Annotated in this window: 15 protein-coding genes; 8 read left to right on the top strand and 7 right to left on the bottom strand. The window is 34.9% G+C overall.

Annotated features, from left to right (window positions below; translation table 11 throughout):
* Positions 1-69 precede the first annotated feature (69 nt).
* Positions 70-2,124: a prolyl oligopeptidase family serine peptidase gene (locus DRF58_RS03415; RefSeq protein ID WP_379883726.1), complete on the bottom strand. Its 2,055-nt coding sequence runs from the start codon at positions 2,122-2,124 to the stop codon at positions 70-72.
* Positions 2,125-2,435: 311 nt separating this feature from the next.
* Between DRF58_RS03415 and DRF58_RS03410 the strand changes: the two genes are divergently transcribed.
* The 4 genes from DRF58_RS03410 (at position 2,436) to DRF58_RS03395 (ending at position 5,824) form a co-directional block, all read left to right on the top strand.
* On the top strand, positions 2,436-3,116 hold the full coding sequence (locus DRF58_RS03410) for a carbonic anhydrase (RefSeq protein ID WP_116032842.1): 681 nt from the start codon (positions 2,436-2,438) through the stop codon (positions 3,114-3,116).
* Positions 3,117-3,124: 8 nt separating this feature from the next.
* Positions 3,125-3,421, top strand: a complete 297-nt coding sequence (locus DRF58_RS03405) for a hypothetical protein (protein ID WP_116032840.1) — start codon at positions 3,125-3,127, stop codon at positions 3,419-3,421.
* Positions 3,422-3,553: 132 nt separating this feature from the next.
* Positions 3,554-5,149: a SulP family inorganic anion transporter gene (locus DRF58_RS03400; RefSeq protein ID WP_116032838.1), complete on the top strand. Its 1,596-nt coding sequence runs from the start codon at positions 3,554-3,556 to the stop codon at positions 5,147-5,149.
* Between the two features lie 39 nt (positions 5,150-5,188).
* On the top strand, positions 5,189-5,824 hold the full coding sequence (locus DRF58_RS03395; protein ID WP_116032836.1) for a carbonic anhydrase family protein: 636 nt from the start codon (positions 5,189-5,191) through the stop codon (positions 5,822-5,824).
* A 146-nt stretch (positions 5,825-5,970) separates the two neighbouring features.
* Here DRF58_RS03395 and pth read toward each other — a convergent pair whose 3' ends face one another.
* From pth to mfd, 6 genes are all read right to left on the bottom strand, one after another.
* A complete protein-coding gene (pth, locus tag DRF58_RS03390; RefSeq protein WP_116032833.1) occupies positions 5,971-6,534 on the bottom strand; it encodes an aminoacyl-tRNA hydrolase in 564 nt (187 codons plus the stop codon).
* Entirely contained in the window at positions 6,534-7,382 is an 849-nt protein-coding gene (locus DRF58_RS03385; protein WP_123902353.1) for a hypothetical protein, read from the bottom strand. The genes pth and DRF58_RS03385 overlap by 1 nt, the downstream gene beginning before the upstream one ends.
* 121 nt (positions 7,383-7,503) lie before the next feature.
* Positions 7,504-8,493, bottom strand: coding sequence for a hypothetical protein (locus DRF58_RS03380; protein WP_123902352.1), 990 nt, complete (start codon positions 8,491-8,493; stop codon positions 7,504-7,506).
* 20 nt (positions 8,494-8,513) lie between these two features.
* Positions 8,514-8,813, bottom strand: a complete 300-nt coding sequence (locus tag DRF58_RS03375) for a type II toxin-antitoxin system RelE/ParE family toxin (RefSeq protein ID WP_116032827.1) — start codon at positions 8,811-8,813, stop codon at positions 8,514-8,516.
* Complete coding sequence (locus DRF58_RS03370) at positions 8,797-9,039, bottom strand: hypothetical protein (protein WP_116032903.1); 243 nt, start codon at positions 9,037-9,039, stop codon at positions 8,797-8,799. The genes DRF58_RS03375 and DRF58_RS03370 overlap by 17 nt, the downstream gene beginning before the upstream one ends.
* Before the next feature lie 33 nt (positions 9,040-9,072).
* Positions 9,073-12,420: a transcription-repair coupling factor gene (gene mfd, locus DRF58_RS03365; protein ID WP_116032825.1), complete on the bottom strand. Its 3,348-nt coding sequence runs from the start codon at positions 12,418-12,420 to the stop codon at positions 9,073-9,075.
* 150 nt (positions 12,421-12,570) lie between these two features.
* On the opposite strand from mfd, the gene DRF58_RS03360 reads away from it, so the two are divergent.
* Genes DRF58_RS03360 through DRF58_RS03345 form a run of 4 tightly spaced genes read left to right on the top strand, consistent with a single transcriptional unit; the run spans position 12,571 to position 14,585 of the window.
* Positions 12,571-12,939, top strand: coding sequence for a hypothetical protein (locus DRF58_RS03360; protein WP_116032822.1), 369 nt, complete (start codon positions 12,571-12,573; stop codon positions 12,937-12,939).
* On the top strand, positions 12,939-13,535 hold the full coding sequence (locus tag DRF58_RS03355) for an outer membrane beta-barrel protein (protein ID WP_116032821.1): 597 nt from the start codon (positions 12,939-12,941) through the stop codon (positions 13,533-13,535). The genes DRF58_RS03360 and DRF58_RS03355 overlap by 1 nt, the downstream gene beginning before the upstream one ends.
* Before the next feature lie 58 nt (positions 13,536-13,593).
* Positions 13,594-13,971 (top strand): hypothetical protein, encoded by a 378-nt coding sequence (locus DRF58_RS03350; protein ID WP_123902351.1) that lies wholly within the window; start codon positions 13,594-13,596, stop codon positions 13,969-13,971.
* Positions 13,971-14,585 carry a hypothetical protein gene (locus DRF58_RS03345; protein ID WP_116032817.1) on the top strand — a complete coding sequence of 205 codons (615 nt, stop codon included), beginning with the start codon at positions 13,971-13,973 and terminating at the stop codon, positions 14,583-14,585. The genes DRF58_RS03350 and DRF58_RS03345 overlap by 1 nt, the downstream gene beginning before the upstream one ends.
* Positions 14,586-14,656: the final 71 nt, after the last annotated feature.

Here is a 14,656-nt window from a genome sequence, read left to right as displayed (position 1 = left end):
GTATTGCGAAGATAGTAATTAAACAAAAAAAGAACCCCTTATTCAGAGATTCTTTTATAATTAACGATTTTATTTTTTCAAGGATTTGATTCCCATTTCGAATAATGCAAAACTTAATAGATCAGCATTTTCACCTATCACTTGCTCTGTTGATCGGCCTGCGCCGTGACCTGCATTCTTTTCTATTCTTAATAATATCGGGTTATTGCAAGATTGCTTTTCCTGCAACTCAGCTCCAAATTTGAAAGAATGCGCTGGAACAACTCTATCATCGTGATCACTCGTGATAATCATTGTTGAGGGATAACAAATTCCTGCTTTTACGTTGTGAACCGGCGAATAAGATTTCAAGTACTCGAACATTTCTTTGCTATCTTCCGCAGTTCCATAATCGTAAGACCAACCTGCTCCCGCCGTGAATTTGTTATACCTCAACATATCCAAAACCCCAACTCCAGGGAAAGCTACTTTTGCTAGATCTGGTCTCATCGTCATTGTTGCACCAACCAAAAGACCTCCGTTGGAACGTCCGGAAAGCGCCATAAATTCTTTCGATGTGTAACCTTTCGCCTGCAAGTATTCTCCGGCAGCAATAAAGTCATTAAACACGTTTATCTTTTGTTGCTTAGTTCCTGCGTCATGCCATTTTTTTCCGTATTCTCCACCACCTCGGATATTTGGAACAGCATAGATACCACCATTTTCCATCCAGATAGCATTCACAACAGAGAAACTTGGCTGAAGGCTGATATTGAAACCTCCATAAGAATAAAGAATGGTTGGGTTCTTACCATCCAACTTAGTTCCTTTTTTGTAATTAATCATCATTGGAACTTTAGTCCCATCCTTTGATGTGTAGAAAACCTGTTCAGAAACGTAATCTTCTGGATTGAATTTCACATTCGGTTTCTGATAAACTTCTGATTTTCCGGAAGCGACATTATATTTGTAAATCGTTCCTGGCGTAATATAGTTTGTAAATGAATAATAGATGTCTTTATCCTCTTTTTTACCGCCAAATCCGGAAACAGTTCCTTTTCCAGGCAAAGAGATTTCTCTGACTAATTTCCCTGTTTTATCAAATTGTTTTACCAAGCTGATTGCATCTTTCATATATTTTCCGAAGAAAAAACCACCAGCTTCCGAAACACTCAACACATTTTCAGTTTCTGGGATGACATCTTTCCAGTTTTCAGGACTTGGATTTTTGATGCTCACTTTTACCAATCTCATATTAGGCGCATCTTTGTCCGTGAAGATGAACAAGTCATCGCCTTGCGTATCTACAATATCAGCATTGATGTCAAAGCCTTTGTTGATCTGTACAAAATCACCTCCGTTTTTCAAATCTTTGATGTATAATTCGTTACCATTAGTTGCATTAGCTGCTGAAATAATCAAGAATCTTTGATCTTCCGAAACACCTGCAGAGAGATATCTTCTTGGCGTTTTTTCACCTCCGAAAATCAACTGGTCTTCGGATTGTTTTGTCCCCAATTTGTGGAAATAAACTTTGTGTTTATCCGTCATCCCAGAAAGAACTGTTCCTTCTTTCGGTTTGTCATAACTGGAATAATAGAAACCTTCATCTCCTTTCCAAGCAATGCCACTGAATTTCACATCAAACAAAGTATCATCAATTTGCTTTTTCGTAATTGCATCAATGATGATGATCTTGTTCCAGTCACTTCCACCTTCCGAAATAGAATAAGCGGCAAGATTTCCTTTTTTATTAAATGAAAGATTAGAAAGCGAAGTTGTTCCTTTTTCCGAGAATTGATTTGGGTCTAGAAAAACCTCGATATTTTTAGTTTTAAGTCCAGTTCTGTAAATCACAGATTGCGCTTGTAAACCATTATTTTTAGAGTAATAAGTATAATCTCCTTCTTTGAACGGCGCAGATATTTTCTCATAATTCCAGATATCTCTCAGTTGAGTTTTAATAGTTTCTCTAAAAGGGATTTTGGAAAGATAATTTTGGCTGTAAGCAACCTCTTCATCCACCCATTTTTTGGTCGCATCAGAGTCATTTTCTAGATCACGATAAACATCGGCTACTTGTGTTCCGAAATAATTGTCAACTTGAGTTCCTTTTACGGCTTTGGGATAATTAGAATTTGTCATAGACTGAGCTTGGGCACCAACATAAAAAACAACGGCAGCTGTTGCAAAGATTGATTTTACTTTCATTTTTAATTTTTTGAATGTTTTCAAAATTAACGAAATTCTTAATAATTATATCATGTCTCTATATTGAACTGATAAATCATTAGTAATTATCCACAGTTACTACCAACAGCTTAATATTAAACTTTGTTAAATCTCTTTAACATTGGAAAATAAATTATATTTTTGTTTTGTTATTGATTTAATCTATTGTTTTTTAGAAACAATCATAAGAAACAAAATAATCTGTAATTTTACATCTGTTAATTATGGCAAAGTCTTACTTAGAAATTTTCGAAAACAATAAAAAATGGGTAGAGTCAAAGCTTGCAGATGACCCTGAATATTTCCATAACTTAGCAAAAACACAACATCCAGATTATCTTTACATAGGATGCTCTGACAGTAGAGCAACAGCAGAAGAGTTGATGGGCGTGGGACCAGGTGAAGTTTTTGTCCATAGAAACATCGCAAATGTGGTGAACACTTTGGACATGAGTTCAACCGCCGTCATCCAGTACGCAGTTGAACACTTGAAAGTGAAACACATTGTTGTTTGTGGGCATTATAATTGCGGTGGTGTAAAAGCAGCAATGACTTCACAAGATCTTGGATTGATGAATCCTTGGTTGAGAACCATAAGAGACGTTTATAGACTACATCACGCAGAGCTAGATGCTATAAAAGATGAATCTCTCAAATATGATCGCCTTGTGGAACTGAACGTGCAGGAGCAATGCATCAATGTGATAAAAATGGCTTGCGTACAAGAAAGATATATATTAGATGAGTTTCCTATTGTTCACGGTTGGGTTTTTGACCTTAGAACAGGAAAAATTATAGATCTTGATATCGATTTTGAGAAAATATTGAAAGACATTCAACAGATTTATAACCTAACTGATTCTGATTGGGTAATGAATAAAAAAAATAATAAAAATCTTATTTAAGATTTTAGATGAAATATTTGAGTATTATAATATTATCGGTTTTTCTAAACTTTACAGCTCTCCCTGGGATTGCTGCAATGTTGGGATGGAAAATACCAAGAACTAATATTATAGTAAATGAAGAGGAAACCCACTCAAATATGACAATTGTAATTTATGAAAAAGCAATTCCTAAAACGATGGACATCCATGATTTCATCAAGTTTTTTGAATTAGATACACAAAAAAAAATAACTATAAGTTGGGAGTCCAAAGTGTATTTCCCACCTCACCTTAGCATCTTCTCTCCCCCTCCAGAAGCTTAATATATAATTTCGTTTTTCTATAAACGTAATTGTTTGCTGTTTATAATAATAGTAAGCCCTACTATACATTAAGTTCATCTACATTTTAAAGAATAATTGATTATCATTATCAATGACTTCTGCTGTTTTATTATGCAAAAATCAAAATCTTTGATCGGAGGAATCAAAGAAAATTTTCCTTCTGGCCTTGTCGTTTTCCTTGTGGCTCTTCCACTTTGCCTCGGGATTGCTTTGGCATCTGGTGCGCCACCGTTATCTGGGATTATCGCTGGGGTTATTGGCGGAATAGTTGTAGGATATATTAGTAATTCCAACATATCTGTTTCTGGCCCGGCTGCTGGTCTTACAGCTATTATCTTGGTCGCCATAACAGATCTTGGCGCATTTGAATTATTTCTTTGTGCTGGTATTATTGCTGGTATTTTACAATTAGTTCTTGGATTTGTCCGGGCAGGTAGTATCTCAAATTATTTCCCTAATAATGTCATCGAAGGAATGCTTGCCGGTATTGGAATTATTATCATACTGAAACAAATTCCTCACGCATTAGGCTTTGATCGCGATTACGAAGGTCACGAATCTATTTTCGACAAAGGGCTCAATTTTGGATATTTTTCAGAATTATTTGGCGCAACTCATCCAGGCGCTATTATTGTAACCTTGGTTTCTATAGCTATTTTATTGGCTTGGGATCACATAACTGTTCTCAAAAGATTAAAGCTATTACCAGGTGCTTTGGTTGCAGTTATTGTAGGGATTCTACTGAATGAATTTTTTAAACTATCAGGAAGTTCTTTAGCAATTACGGAAAAACACCTTGTAACATTACCTGTTCCTAAGTCACTAGATGATTTTAAAAACCTAATCACTTTTCCCGATTTCAATGGATTTACAAATCCTAAAGTTTGGATAACTGGAGCTACGATAGCTATTGTAGCATCTATAGAGACTTTGCTTTGTATAGAAGCATCGGACAGATTAGATGTTAGAAGAAGAATTACCGACACCAATCTGGAACTGAAAGCTCAAGGTATTGGAAACTTAGTCAGTTCTTTCATTGGTGGGCTACCAATGACATCTGTGGTAGTAAGAAGCTCTGCCAATGCCAATGCTGGTGCAACGTCGAAAACTTCAGCAATTATTCATGGTGTGTTGTTATTGATTTGTGTTTTATCAATCCCTGTTATATTAAATCTAATTCCTTTGGCAACTCTAGCAGCGGTATTGATTTTGGTTGGATACAAATTGGCAAAACCAGCCACTTTCAAACATTTTTGGCACAATGGTAAATATCAATTCATTCCTTTTGTGGCAACAGTTTTAGCTGTAGTTTTCACAGATCTACTGAAAGGTGTAGGAATTGGGTTATTAATTTCCGTTTTCTACATTCTTCAAGGAAATATGAAACGAGCTTACTATCTTAGCAAAGAAACTTTGGATAATGCAGATGAGATTACAATAAAGCTGGCTGAGGAAGTTTCTTTTCTCAATAAAGCTGCCATCAAAAAAACTTTAAAAAACATAAAATCTGGCTCCAAAGTTATCATAGATGCAACAACAACATCTTATATCACAACGGATGTTCTGGAGCTGATTCAGGATTTTGCCAACGTAAGAGCAAAAGAAGAAGACATAGAAGTAGAATTATTAGGCTTCAAAACATCATACAAAGATTATGCAAGCGACCAGGATTCGCATATCATCGTCAATCATAAAAGAGCGATGTAAAAACATTGCAGATATTAACTATTTAAAATTTTAAAAAAAATGAAAGCACATACATCCGAAACACAAGCAACCATTACACCAGAAAAAGCATTAGAGTTCTTGAAAGAAGGAAATCAAAGGTTTGTAAATAACCTTAAAGCCAACAGAGACCTTCTTGAGCAAGTTAATGCAACTCGCACTGGTCAATGGCCATTTGCAGTTATTTTGAGTTGTATCGACAGCCGTACGTCTGCTGAATTGATTTTTGACCAAGGCTTGGGAGATATCTTCAGCGTTAGAATTGCAGGTAATTTTGTGAATCAAGATATTCTTGGCTCTATGGAATTTGGCTGTAATGTTGCAGGATCCAAATTGGTTGTTGTCCTTGGACATACTAAATGTGGCGCTTTGAAAGGAGGACTAGACTCTGCAGCTATCGAAGGTCTTGGAATGGATAACCTGAACCACTTGATTGGACATTTTGACCCAATCATCAAAAATATTATCAAAGATGGAGAAGAGCGCTCATCCAAAAACGAAGATCTTTTGGAAAGACTGAATCAACACAATGTAAAGCACGCTATAGAAGATATTCGTAAGCAAAGCTCAACTTTGAAAAGGCTAGAAGACGAAGGTAAAATCAAAGTCGTGGGTGCAAATTACGACGTTGAAACTGGCGTTGTAACTTGGTTATAGGAATTTTTTTTTCTTCATACAATTAGGGTGGTAGGCCGGGTAATTTATTATCCGGCTTACTTATTTTCAAAACTGAATATCTAAAATAATTTCCTTAATTAAAAAACGAAATCCGTAAAGGCTTTTGAAAACAGATACAGATTAATCTATTTTCCATTAAAAGCAGACATTGTGTTCTGAACACCTGCAAATACAAAAGATAAAGCAGCTTGAGAAAACTTCTCTATTCTTTCGGAAAGTTGTTCTTGTTCTTCATTATTCCATTTTCCGAGAACATAATCTGCTTGTTTGCCTTCGGAGAAATCTGCAGAAATTCCAAATCTTAATCTTGGATAATTTTGAGTATTCAGCTGCGACTGTATGCTTTTCAAACCATTATGCCCCGCATCAGAACCTTTCATTTTCATTCTCAAAGAACCAAAAGGTAATGCAAGATCATCCGTAATAATCAATATATTTTCTAAAGGGATATTTTCTTTCTGCATCCAGAATTTAACAGCATTTCCAGAAAGATTAACGTAGGTATCAGGTTTAAGCACAAAAACTTTTCTGCCTTTGTATTTTCCTTCTGCCAGCAATCCGAAGTTTGAAGATTTGAATGGCGCTTCTATCTTCTCTGCAATTTTTTCAGCAATTTTGAAACCAATATTATGTCGGGTTTCCACATATTCTTCCCCTTTGTTCCCGATACCTACGATGAGATACTTCATTATTTTGTATACTGAAAATTTAATTTGTCTCCTCCACTAGAAAGCATTGTTATAGGATATCCATCTGCATCGTAAGTATAAGTCATGTTAAGTGGTTGCGAGAACCCCATCGTTGTAACCTTGACACTTCTGTAATTGTTGGTAGATAGACCTAACATACCCTGATTAGAGGTATTGTAATGTGTTGATAAAATATTATAAGCTAAAGGTAGCGTTCCAAAAGGGTTCTTGTTACTATCGTAATTACTTAGTTCAGATTCTATTACAATTGGAGGGATTACAATTGGAGGAGTAGATGCGGTGGTTGTGGTTAATTTCCAAACAGAAATATTATTTCCTGTGTAGGTTAGATCACTTGTAACTTCAAAAGACAAAATATACTGCCCTGGATTATCCGGATCCTCTGTGTTCATGCTAGTGACCACTTTCGAAACTTTGTCTCCTACGTAAGTAACATTTGTCGTTGACTTATAGAGGACAGCTCCTCCAGATTCGGTTGTTCCGTTAGCACCAACCAATTTACCAGAATTGTATAAAAGATCTACTTTTGTCAGTTTAGTGTCTCCTGATTCTACATTGGTAATATCCATATGTGTTATTACATCATTTGAATAGGTTAATAGCGCAGTTTCCGTATCTGTGCCTACCTCAGTTTTTACAGAAGTTAGTTTTTTATCTGTGTAAGTATAAGTAACAGTGGTAGATTCCCCATCAGAATCTACTCCTGAAACTTTTTCAAGAAGCTTTGTAGTCTCGCTCCCACTTCCTGGATCAGTAGTAGTTGGGTCGTAATCTATCCCGTACAAAAAATCGCCATTATCATCTTGATTTGGACTACAAGATGCCAATGCAAAGATTCCGAATATTATGGTTAGATAATAAAATATGCTTTTCATTGTATTGTTTTCTATTTGCAAAGTTAACTTTTTAAAATAAATTTTCGAATTCAAATTTTTAATTGAAAATAATTCATTTATAATCAAAATTTTCTAAGGAATTCTGACTTTTAAGCTGATTCAATTCTTCAAGGTAAGTTTTAAGTTGTTTCTCATTTAGAGTGTCATTGTTTTTATAAATTTCAACTCTTCTTTTAATTTCGGAATCAAAATAGGTTTTGAAGCTTTCATTATTTTCTTGCTTATTCCATAACTCATAATATTCGCAGATATTGCCAAGGAAATCGTTCAATTCTTCGGTTGTTTTTTCATCTGTATTTTTACCAAATGATGTTACAGAGCAATAGATTGGTTTTTTATCCGGTTCTGTTTTGGTCATAAACTCACGATATTGGTCATCAATCAGAGCTTCGATTTGTTCTTTGTTAAAGTAGATATCTTCATCAATATCTTTCATCTGAACATAATCTCCGGAGCTGAAATTATTACTAAAAGTATAATTCGCATAAACCACAATCTCACCTTTTCCCAAACCGGGCGAAATCCCATAATGTTCCGAAAGATAAAACAATGCAGGTTCAGAATAATCGATGTTGTCTTTTAGGTTCGCAACAAACAGTTCGATTTTGGTTCCGTCTTTGTCTGTGGCTATTCTTTTTTCTAAATCTCGAAACGACTGATATTCATACAAAGTATCCGAAGCTTTTTTGAAATATCGAATAGGCGATTCTGCACTGTAAGTCCGGAAGCCATTACCCGAAACATACTTTTTGTTATAAAGCAAACCATCCATTCTATAGATATTTTTACGATAAGCGTAATAGAAATTAATGGTATTTCTAATATATTTCTTCTCAGAATTGTAACTTATCGAATAAACAGGAACCGATTTGTCTTTGGAATTAAATCTCACAGAAATCCCAGCTTCGTTATCTGCTTCACTTAGAAAAGTCATTTCCTTATCGTAATGATATTTCAGAATTTGAGCGTTGCAAAAGCTAACAGATATTATGATTAGTAATATAAATTTCTGTTCGATTCGATTGAATGGAAAAATAGTCATTAATCTAAATTTCAGAGAAGTTATATGTTTGCTTTATCTGGATTTTGTCTATTGGAGAAGAATGAAATAATCTCAACTCTATCATTTATAATCCTGTAATACAGAGTATTGAATTTCAAAATAATTACTTTTCTTATTTTAAATTTATCCAAAAATGGAAAAATCGCAGGATTGTATGTGATAATTGATAGGATTCTTTCGATTTCGTTTCCCAAACTCTCAATTTCCTTTTCAGAAAATTCTTGTTCCAAATATTCAACAGTTTGGGCAAGTTCTTCCAGGGCTAAATCTGTCCATAGAATTTCAAAGCCTTTTTCCATAGATTTCCCTTGCTTTGGAATGTGGATTTAGTTTTCCTTCATTCGCTTGAGCAATTCCTTTTTCTATAGATTGTTTTTCAACATCAGAAACTTCATCTGTCCAGTCTTTTTTTCTTTCACGAGAAATCAAATCTGAAATCTTTTCAAGAAAACTCAAATCTTCAATTGTAGATAACCATTGAATTAGCTCCAGTTTTTTAGTTTGTATCTGTAAATCAGTATTCATTTCTAAAATTTTATTAATCAAATATAATCAATTTTAACCCAAAATCCTATTCAAAACCAGATTCACCTCATCCACATTCTTCACGTTATCTTTCCGCATCATCAATTGGTTATTCTTTTCTTTTAACGTAGCTTCTGCCGGATTTTGTGTGAGATAAGATATGATTTTTTTGAATTTTTCACTTTGATAAAATTTGTCTTGAGGATTTGCAGGGAAATAACCGAGGAAAACTTTGTTCTTCACCACCAGTTTATCAAATCCAATTTCCGCTGCGAGCCATTTCAGTTCCACAGATTTCAGAAGATTAATTGCTTCATTTGGCAATTCTCCGAATCGGTCTTTCAACTCATTTTCAAAAGCCTGTAACTCTTTCGCATTTTGGATTTCAGCCAATTTTTGATAGAGTGACAAACGTTCTTCCGTTGAACTCACGTAATCATCAGGCAACATCAGTTCTAAATCTGTATCAATGTTGACTTCTTTTGTAGATTTGATGAGCTTGTTTCTGTCTTCTTCATTTTCGAAAAGATTTTCAAAATTCTCATCATCTTTCAGTTCTTCCAAAGCTTCCTGCATCATTTTTTGATAAGTCTCAAAGCCCATTTCATTGATAAACCCACTTTGTTCTCCTCCTAACAAATCTCCCGCTCCCCGGATTTCCAAATCCTTCATAGCAATCTGAAAACCACTTCCCAAATCCGAGAATTGCTCAATCGCTTCCAGACGTTTTCTCGCGTCAGAAGTCATCATATCAAACGGAGGCGTTATCAGATAACAAAACGCTTTTCTGTTGCTTCGCCCGACTCTTCCACGCATCTGATGCAAATCTGCCATCCCGAATCTATGAGCATCATTAATGAAAATCGTATTTGCATTTGGGACGTCAACGCCACTTTCTACGATGGTTGTCGCTACCAGAACATCATATTTTCCTTCCATAAAATCGAGGATATTTTGTTCCATTTGTTTTCCGTCCATTTGGCCGTGACCTGTAATCACTCTTGCATCGGGAACCAATCTTTGAATCAATCCTGCAATATCTTTTAGGTTTTCGATTCTGTTATTGATGAAATAAACCTGTCCGTCTCTTTGTAATTCGTACGAAATTGCATCACGCAAAATCTCTTCATTAAAGCCAACGATACTAGTGTCAACAGGCTGACGATTTGGGGGAGGTGTTTTAATTACCGATAAATCTCTCGCTGCCATCAATGAAAACTGCAAAGTTCTCGGAATAGGAGTTGCTGTCAATGTCAACGTATCGACATTGGTTTTCATCGTTTTCAATTTATCTTTTACCGATACTCCGAATTTGTGTTCCTCATCGATAATCAATAAACCAAGATTTTTGAATTTCACTTTATCCGCAACCAATTGATGCGTTCCAATCACAATATCGATTTTCCCATCTTTCAAACCTGCTAAAGTTTCAGATTTTTGTTTCGCAGTTCGGAATCGATTTAAGTATGAAATATTAACAGGGAAATCTTTCAAACGCTCTTTGAAACTTCTATAATGTTGAAAAGCCAAAATCGTTGTCGGAACCAGAATCGCAACTTGTTTGCTATCAGTCGCCGCTTTGAACGCCGCACGAATCGCAACTTCCGTCTTCCCGAATCCAACGTCGCCACAAATCAATCTATCCATTACGCCTTCCGCTTCCATATCTTTTTTCACGTCCAAAGTCGCTTTCTCTTGGTCTGGCGTATCCTCGTAAAGGAAACTTGCTTCCAATTCATTTTGAAGATAAGAATCCGGCGAATATTGAAATCCTTTCGCGGTTTTTCTCTGAGCATATAATTTAATCAAATCAAATGCAATCTGCTTAACTCTAGCTTTCGTCTTCTGTTTCAGTGACTTCCAAGCGGGCGAACCGAGTTTGCTGAGAACAATTTCTTTTCCGTCTGTTCCGTTATATTTTGAAATTTTATGGAGGGAATGAATACTCACATAAAGCAAATCACCATTTTTATAACTCAGTTTGAAGCATTCCTGAATTTTCCCGTCATTATTGACTTTCACCAATCCCATAAATTTCCCGATTCCGTGGTCGATATGAGCAATATAATCACCAACTTTCAAAGACATTAAATCTTTGAGTGTCAACTGCTCCGACTTGGCAAAAGTATCTTTGGATTTGTAACGCTGATATCGGTCAAAAATCTGGTGGTCTGTGTAAACCAGAATTTTATTTTCAGAATCCACAAAACCCTCGTGAAGTTCGGATTTGAAGCTTTTAAATGGAATTTCGTGCTCGAGTTCTTCAAAAATCGATTCTAATCTGTCTTTTTGTTTCTCAGATGAAAAAGAAATCCAAGTATCAAAACCCTGACCCTGTTTCTCTTCTAAATCCTGAATCAACATTTCGAAATTCTTATGAAAGCTCGGTTGTTGAGTTTGATTGAGTTCTACCGTTTTAAGTTTTGGAAGTTCAAAAGCTTGCGAACTGAAATCAATTGTTTTGAATCTGATTAATCGATTTTGAAATTCAGGTTCAGAAATAAATAATTCTTCCGGCGTCCTATGTTTAATATCTTTACTTAAAGTCTCAAATTTTTCTAATGATTTTTCGTAAAAGTCTCTGATTCTTCTATTGGAAACGAAAAGATTCTTCGAAACCATAAAACTGTCATCAGGCAAAATATCAAGAAATGAAACCTTGCTTCCCGAAACCGAAAAATTCATATTGGAAACCAACTGAAATTCAGTTATTTTATCAACGGAAAGCTGAGATTCTATATCGAAAGTTTTGATGCTTTCAACTTCATTTCCGAAAAATGTGATACGATAAGGTTTTTCATTAGAAAAAGAAAAAACATCCACAATTCCACCACGAACAGAAAATTCTCCGGGTTCAGAAACAAAATCCGTTTGATTAAATTGATAATGATTCAGCAATTCATCCACAAAATCGAAATCCAATTGGTCACCGACTTTTATCTGATGAGAAATTGCTTTGAAATCTTCTTTTTTCAAGACTTTTTCAGATAATGCACCAATAAAAGCGACAATCACTTTTGGAGATTTTCCAGAATTCAGTTTATTGATTACTTCAGTTCTCAGAACGAGATTTGCATTCTGGGTTTTCTCGATTTGATAAGGCTCAAGATGCGTTGCAGGAAAGTACAGAACATTTTCGCTTCCCAACAAATCTTCCATCTCGGCATTGATGTAAAGCGCATCCTCTTTGTCATCAACCAAATAAAGAATCGTTTTGTTCTGAGTCAAGAAAAGTTCCGAAGCCAAAATTGAAACCGCAGAACCTGCACTTCCTTTAACAGAAATATGTTGGTTGTTATTTAATTGAGAAAAAATCTCATTCCCGAATTGTTTCTGAAGCAAGTCCGGAAGCAGATTTTGATTGATTTTTTTTAATTCCATTAATGTAGGCATAAACGCAAAAAGCGATTCCGAGATATTTTCGGAATCGTTATTTGTTACAAAAGTACGAAATTTAAAAATTCAGCAATAATTCATCTTTCTTATTTTGCGGATGAATTATTAAACATTAATTTAGTCAAAATTTAACCAATGAAATTCAAAACAAACTATCTTTTGCTAGGTCTGCTATTTTCTTTAGCATCTTGCGAAGCGGATTATGTAAACAATTCTCGGGTTTTTGTAGAAGGAAAAATTACTTCTCAAAGCCAATCCGCGAACGGAATTCCTGTTGCACTCACTACTTGGCTTTATCCTATTTCACAAGGAACTACTAAAAATGATGGTTCTTTCAGTTTAGGAGGTCCGGATGTTGCACATGATGTAAAGCTTACTTTAGGAAAAAAAATTGTTAGTTTTTCTACCGATTCAAAAGATTGTTCTTTGGACATAGATTCTCTTTCCATCATTCTTCCTGAAAATCTAGAAAGTGTTAAATTCTCAAATATTACGATAGAATAATGAAAAGATTTTTACTTTCTACAGCCTTGTTTTGTTTTGCGTTTTTTTCCAGCCAAGGCGTTCAGCCGTCATTAGGAATCAATGCTGTTACTTTTCTGCCAATGGGAGATAATTTTCTGAAAGATGGTTTGAAAAATTTTGTTGGCGTTGGATTGACTTATCAAACTGTTTTCAAACGTAATATGGGATTTGGAATAGAGTTAAATCGAGCTTTCTCCGAAGTCAAAGACCGCAGTGTTTATGGCGATTTGGAAAAACCTAGATTGACCAATATTTCTGCTTATTTTATTTACAAATATCCTTTTACTGAAGCATTCAGTTTACAAGGACAAATTGGAGGAAGTTTTATGGCGATTACAAGCCAATCACGCTACACGAAAGATGATTTTACAGAACAAGCGGGCGCATTTTTCTTAGGAACTGAGTTGTCTTATAAATTCCCTAAACTGAAAAAATTAGAAATCTTTGCTTCTCCCAAACTTTACTTTTATGATTCTTTTGTTGAGTTCAGAGACAAGGGATTAGATAAATATTATTCTAAGGCTCAATTGCTGAACATCAACGTTGGAATAAGACTCAATCTTAACGAGAAATAATTTTATTTAATTTGAATATAATTATTAATTAACTTTACGTTCTTTAATAAATTGAACTTTGAAGTTTTCATTCAAAATATTATCTCTTTTCTGCTTGCTGTCGATTCTTTTGATTGAATGTAAAGAGGACGATGCCAATATTTTCCGCGCTTATGCGGAAGGAAAAATTACCTATTCTGACGCTAAGTTTTTGGAAGACCCAATCCATCTTGTAAAAGACAAAAAAATCATTGCAGAAACTTATCCAAAAGAGAGTGGAAGTTTTGTTTTGGCTGGACCTTACGACAAAGGCGCTTATAAACTTCAACTGAAAAACTTCAAGGTAAAGTCTTTTTCAACTGATACCCAAGGTTGCAAAATCTCAAATGATTCTTTAAGCATCGAGATTCCAGATGGTGTGACTTATGTTATTTTCAATGATATAACTTTGAAATAATGAAGAAAATTTTACTCTTTTCTCTTTCATTAATTTCAATTGCTACTTTTTCTCAGAGAAGGAAAAAGCAGGATTGGACAGAAAATGTTCGTTCTTCCATAGACCCGCACGTGAAAGTGATGGTTCCACTTGGTAATAATTTTCTGAAAGACACGTTCGATTATTTTTATGGTTTCGGAGTTGGAGGAAATTTGAATCTTTACAAAAATTTCGGATTAGGAGTTGAGTACACTTACTTTTTGGCTAATGTCAAAAGACCAGAATTGTTCGGTTATCTTGGTGCGCCATCGATGAACAATTTTGATTGGTACATTTTTCATCAAGAAAAAATTACAGAGGATTTTTTTGTAGAAGAAGTTGTAGGTTATAGTACTTACCGTATGAAAAGTCCTTATCTTGACAATAAAGGAGATTTCTCCGAAGGAAACGGCGGTTTGAATCTCGGTGCAAAAGCCATCTACACAGTTGATGATGATGGCACTCAACAGATTGTCCTCAATACAAAACTTAATTTCTATAATTCCAAAATTGCGAATCAGAATCCTGACATCGAGAAATATTATTCCAAAGCGACCTTACTGAATATCGGGATAGCCTATCGTATTAATTTTTAAGGCGTTTTTAAGTTGTTATAATTTCTGGTTAAAGTTTTTTATTCTTAATTTTAGAAGGATTTTTAATATAA

Source organism: Epilithonimonas hispanica (assembly GCF_003385395.1).
In the GTDB taxonomy this organism is placed as follows: domain Bacteria; phylum Bacteroidota; class Bacteroidia; order Flavobacteriales; family Weeksellaceae; genus Epilithonimonas; species Epilithonimonas hispanica.
Note: the sequence above shows the minus strand (reverse complement) of the source record. Positions and strands in the feature narration are given on the sequence as shown.

Coding starts and splice junctions, on each gene's coding strand:
- DRF58_RS03370 (WP_116032903.1), bottom strand. CDS start 9,039: ATGAATACTGATTTACAGATACAAACTAAAAAACTGGAGCTAATTCAA.
- DRF58_RS03400 (WP_116032838.1), top strand. CDS start 3,554: ATGCAAAAATCAAAATCTTTGATCGGAGGAATCAAAGAAAATTTTCCT.
- DRF58_RS03355 (WP_116032821.1), top strand. CDS start 12,939: ATGAAAAGATTTTTACTTTCTACAGCCTTGTTTTGTTTTGCGTTTTTT.
- DRF58_RS03395 (WP_116032836.1), top strand. CDS start 5,189: ATGAAAGCACATACATCCGAAACACAAGCAACCATTACACCAGAAAAA.
- DRF58_RS03380 (WP_123902352.1), bottom strand. CDS start 8,493: ATGACTATTTTTCCATTCAATCGAATCGAACAGAAATTTATATTACTA.
- DRF58_RS03410 (WP_116032842.1), top strand. CDS start 2,436: ATGGCAAAGTCTTACTTAGAAATTTTCGAAAACAATAAAAAATGGGTA.
- DRF58_RS03345 (WP_116032817.1), top strand. CDS start 13,971: ATGAAGAAAATTTTACTCTTTTCTCTTTCATTAATTTCAATTGCTACT.
- mfd (WP_116032825.1), bottom strand. CDS start 12,420: ATGGAATTAAAAAAAATCAATCAAAATCTGCTTCCGGACTTGCTTCAG.
- DRF58_RS03405 (WP_116032840.1), top strand. CDS start 3,125: ATGAAATATTTGAGTATTATAATATTATCGGTTTTTCTAAACTTTACA.
- DRF58_RS03360 (WP_116032822.1), top strand. CDS start 12,571: ATGAAATTCAAAACAAACTATCTTTTGCTAGGTCTGCTATTTTCTTTA.
- pth (WP_116032833.1), bottom strand. CDS start 6,534: ATGAAGTATCTCATCGTAGGTATCGGGAACAAAGGGGAAGAATATGTG.
- DRF58_RS03375 (WP_116032827.1), bottom strand. CDS start 8,813: ATGGAAAAAGGCTTTGAAATTCTATGGACAGATTTAGCCCTGGAAGAA.
- DRF58_RS03415 (WP_379883726.1), bottom strand. CDS start 2,124: ATGACAAATTCTAATTATCCCAAAGCCGTAAAAGGAACTCAAGTTGAC.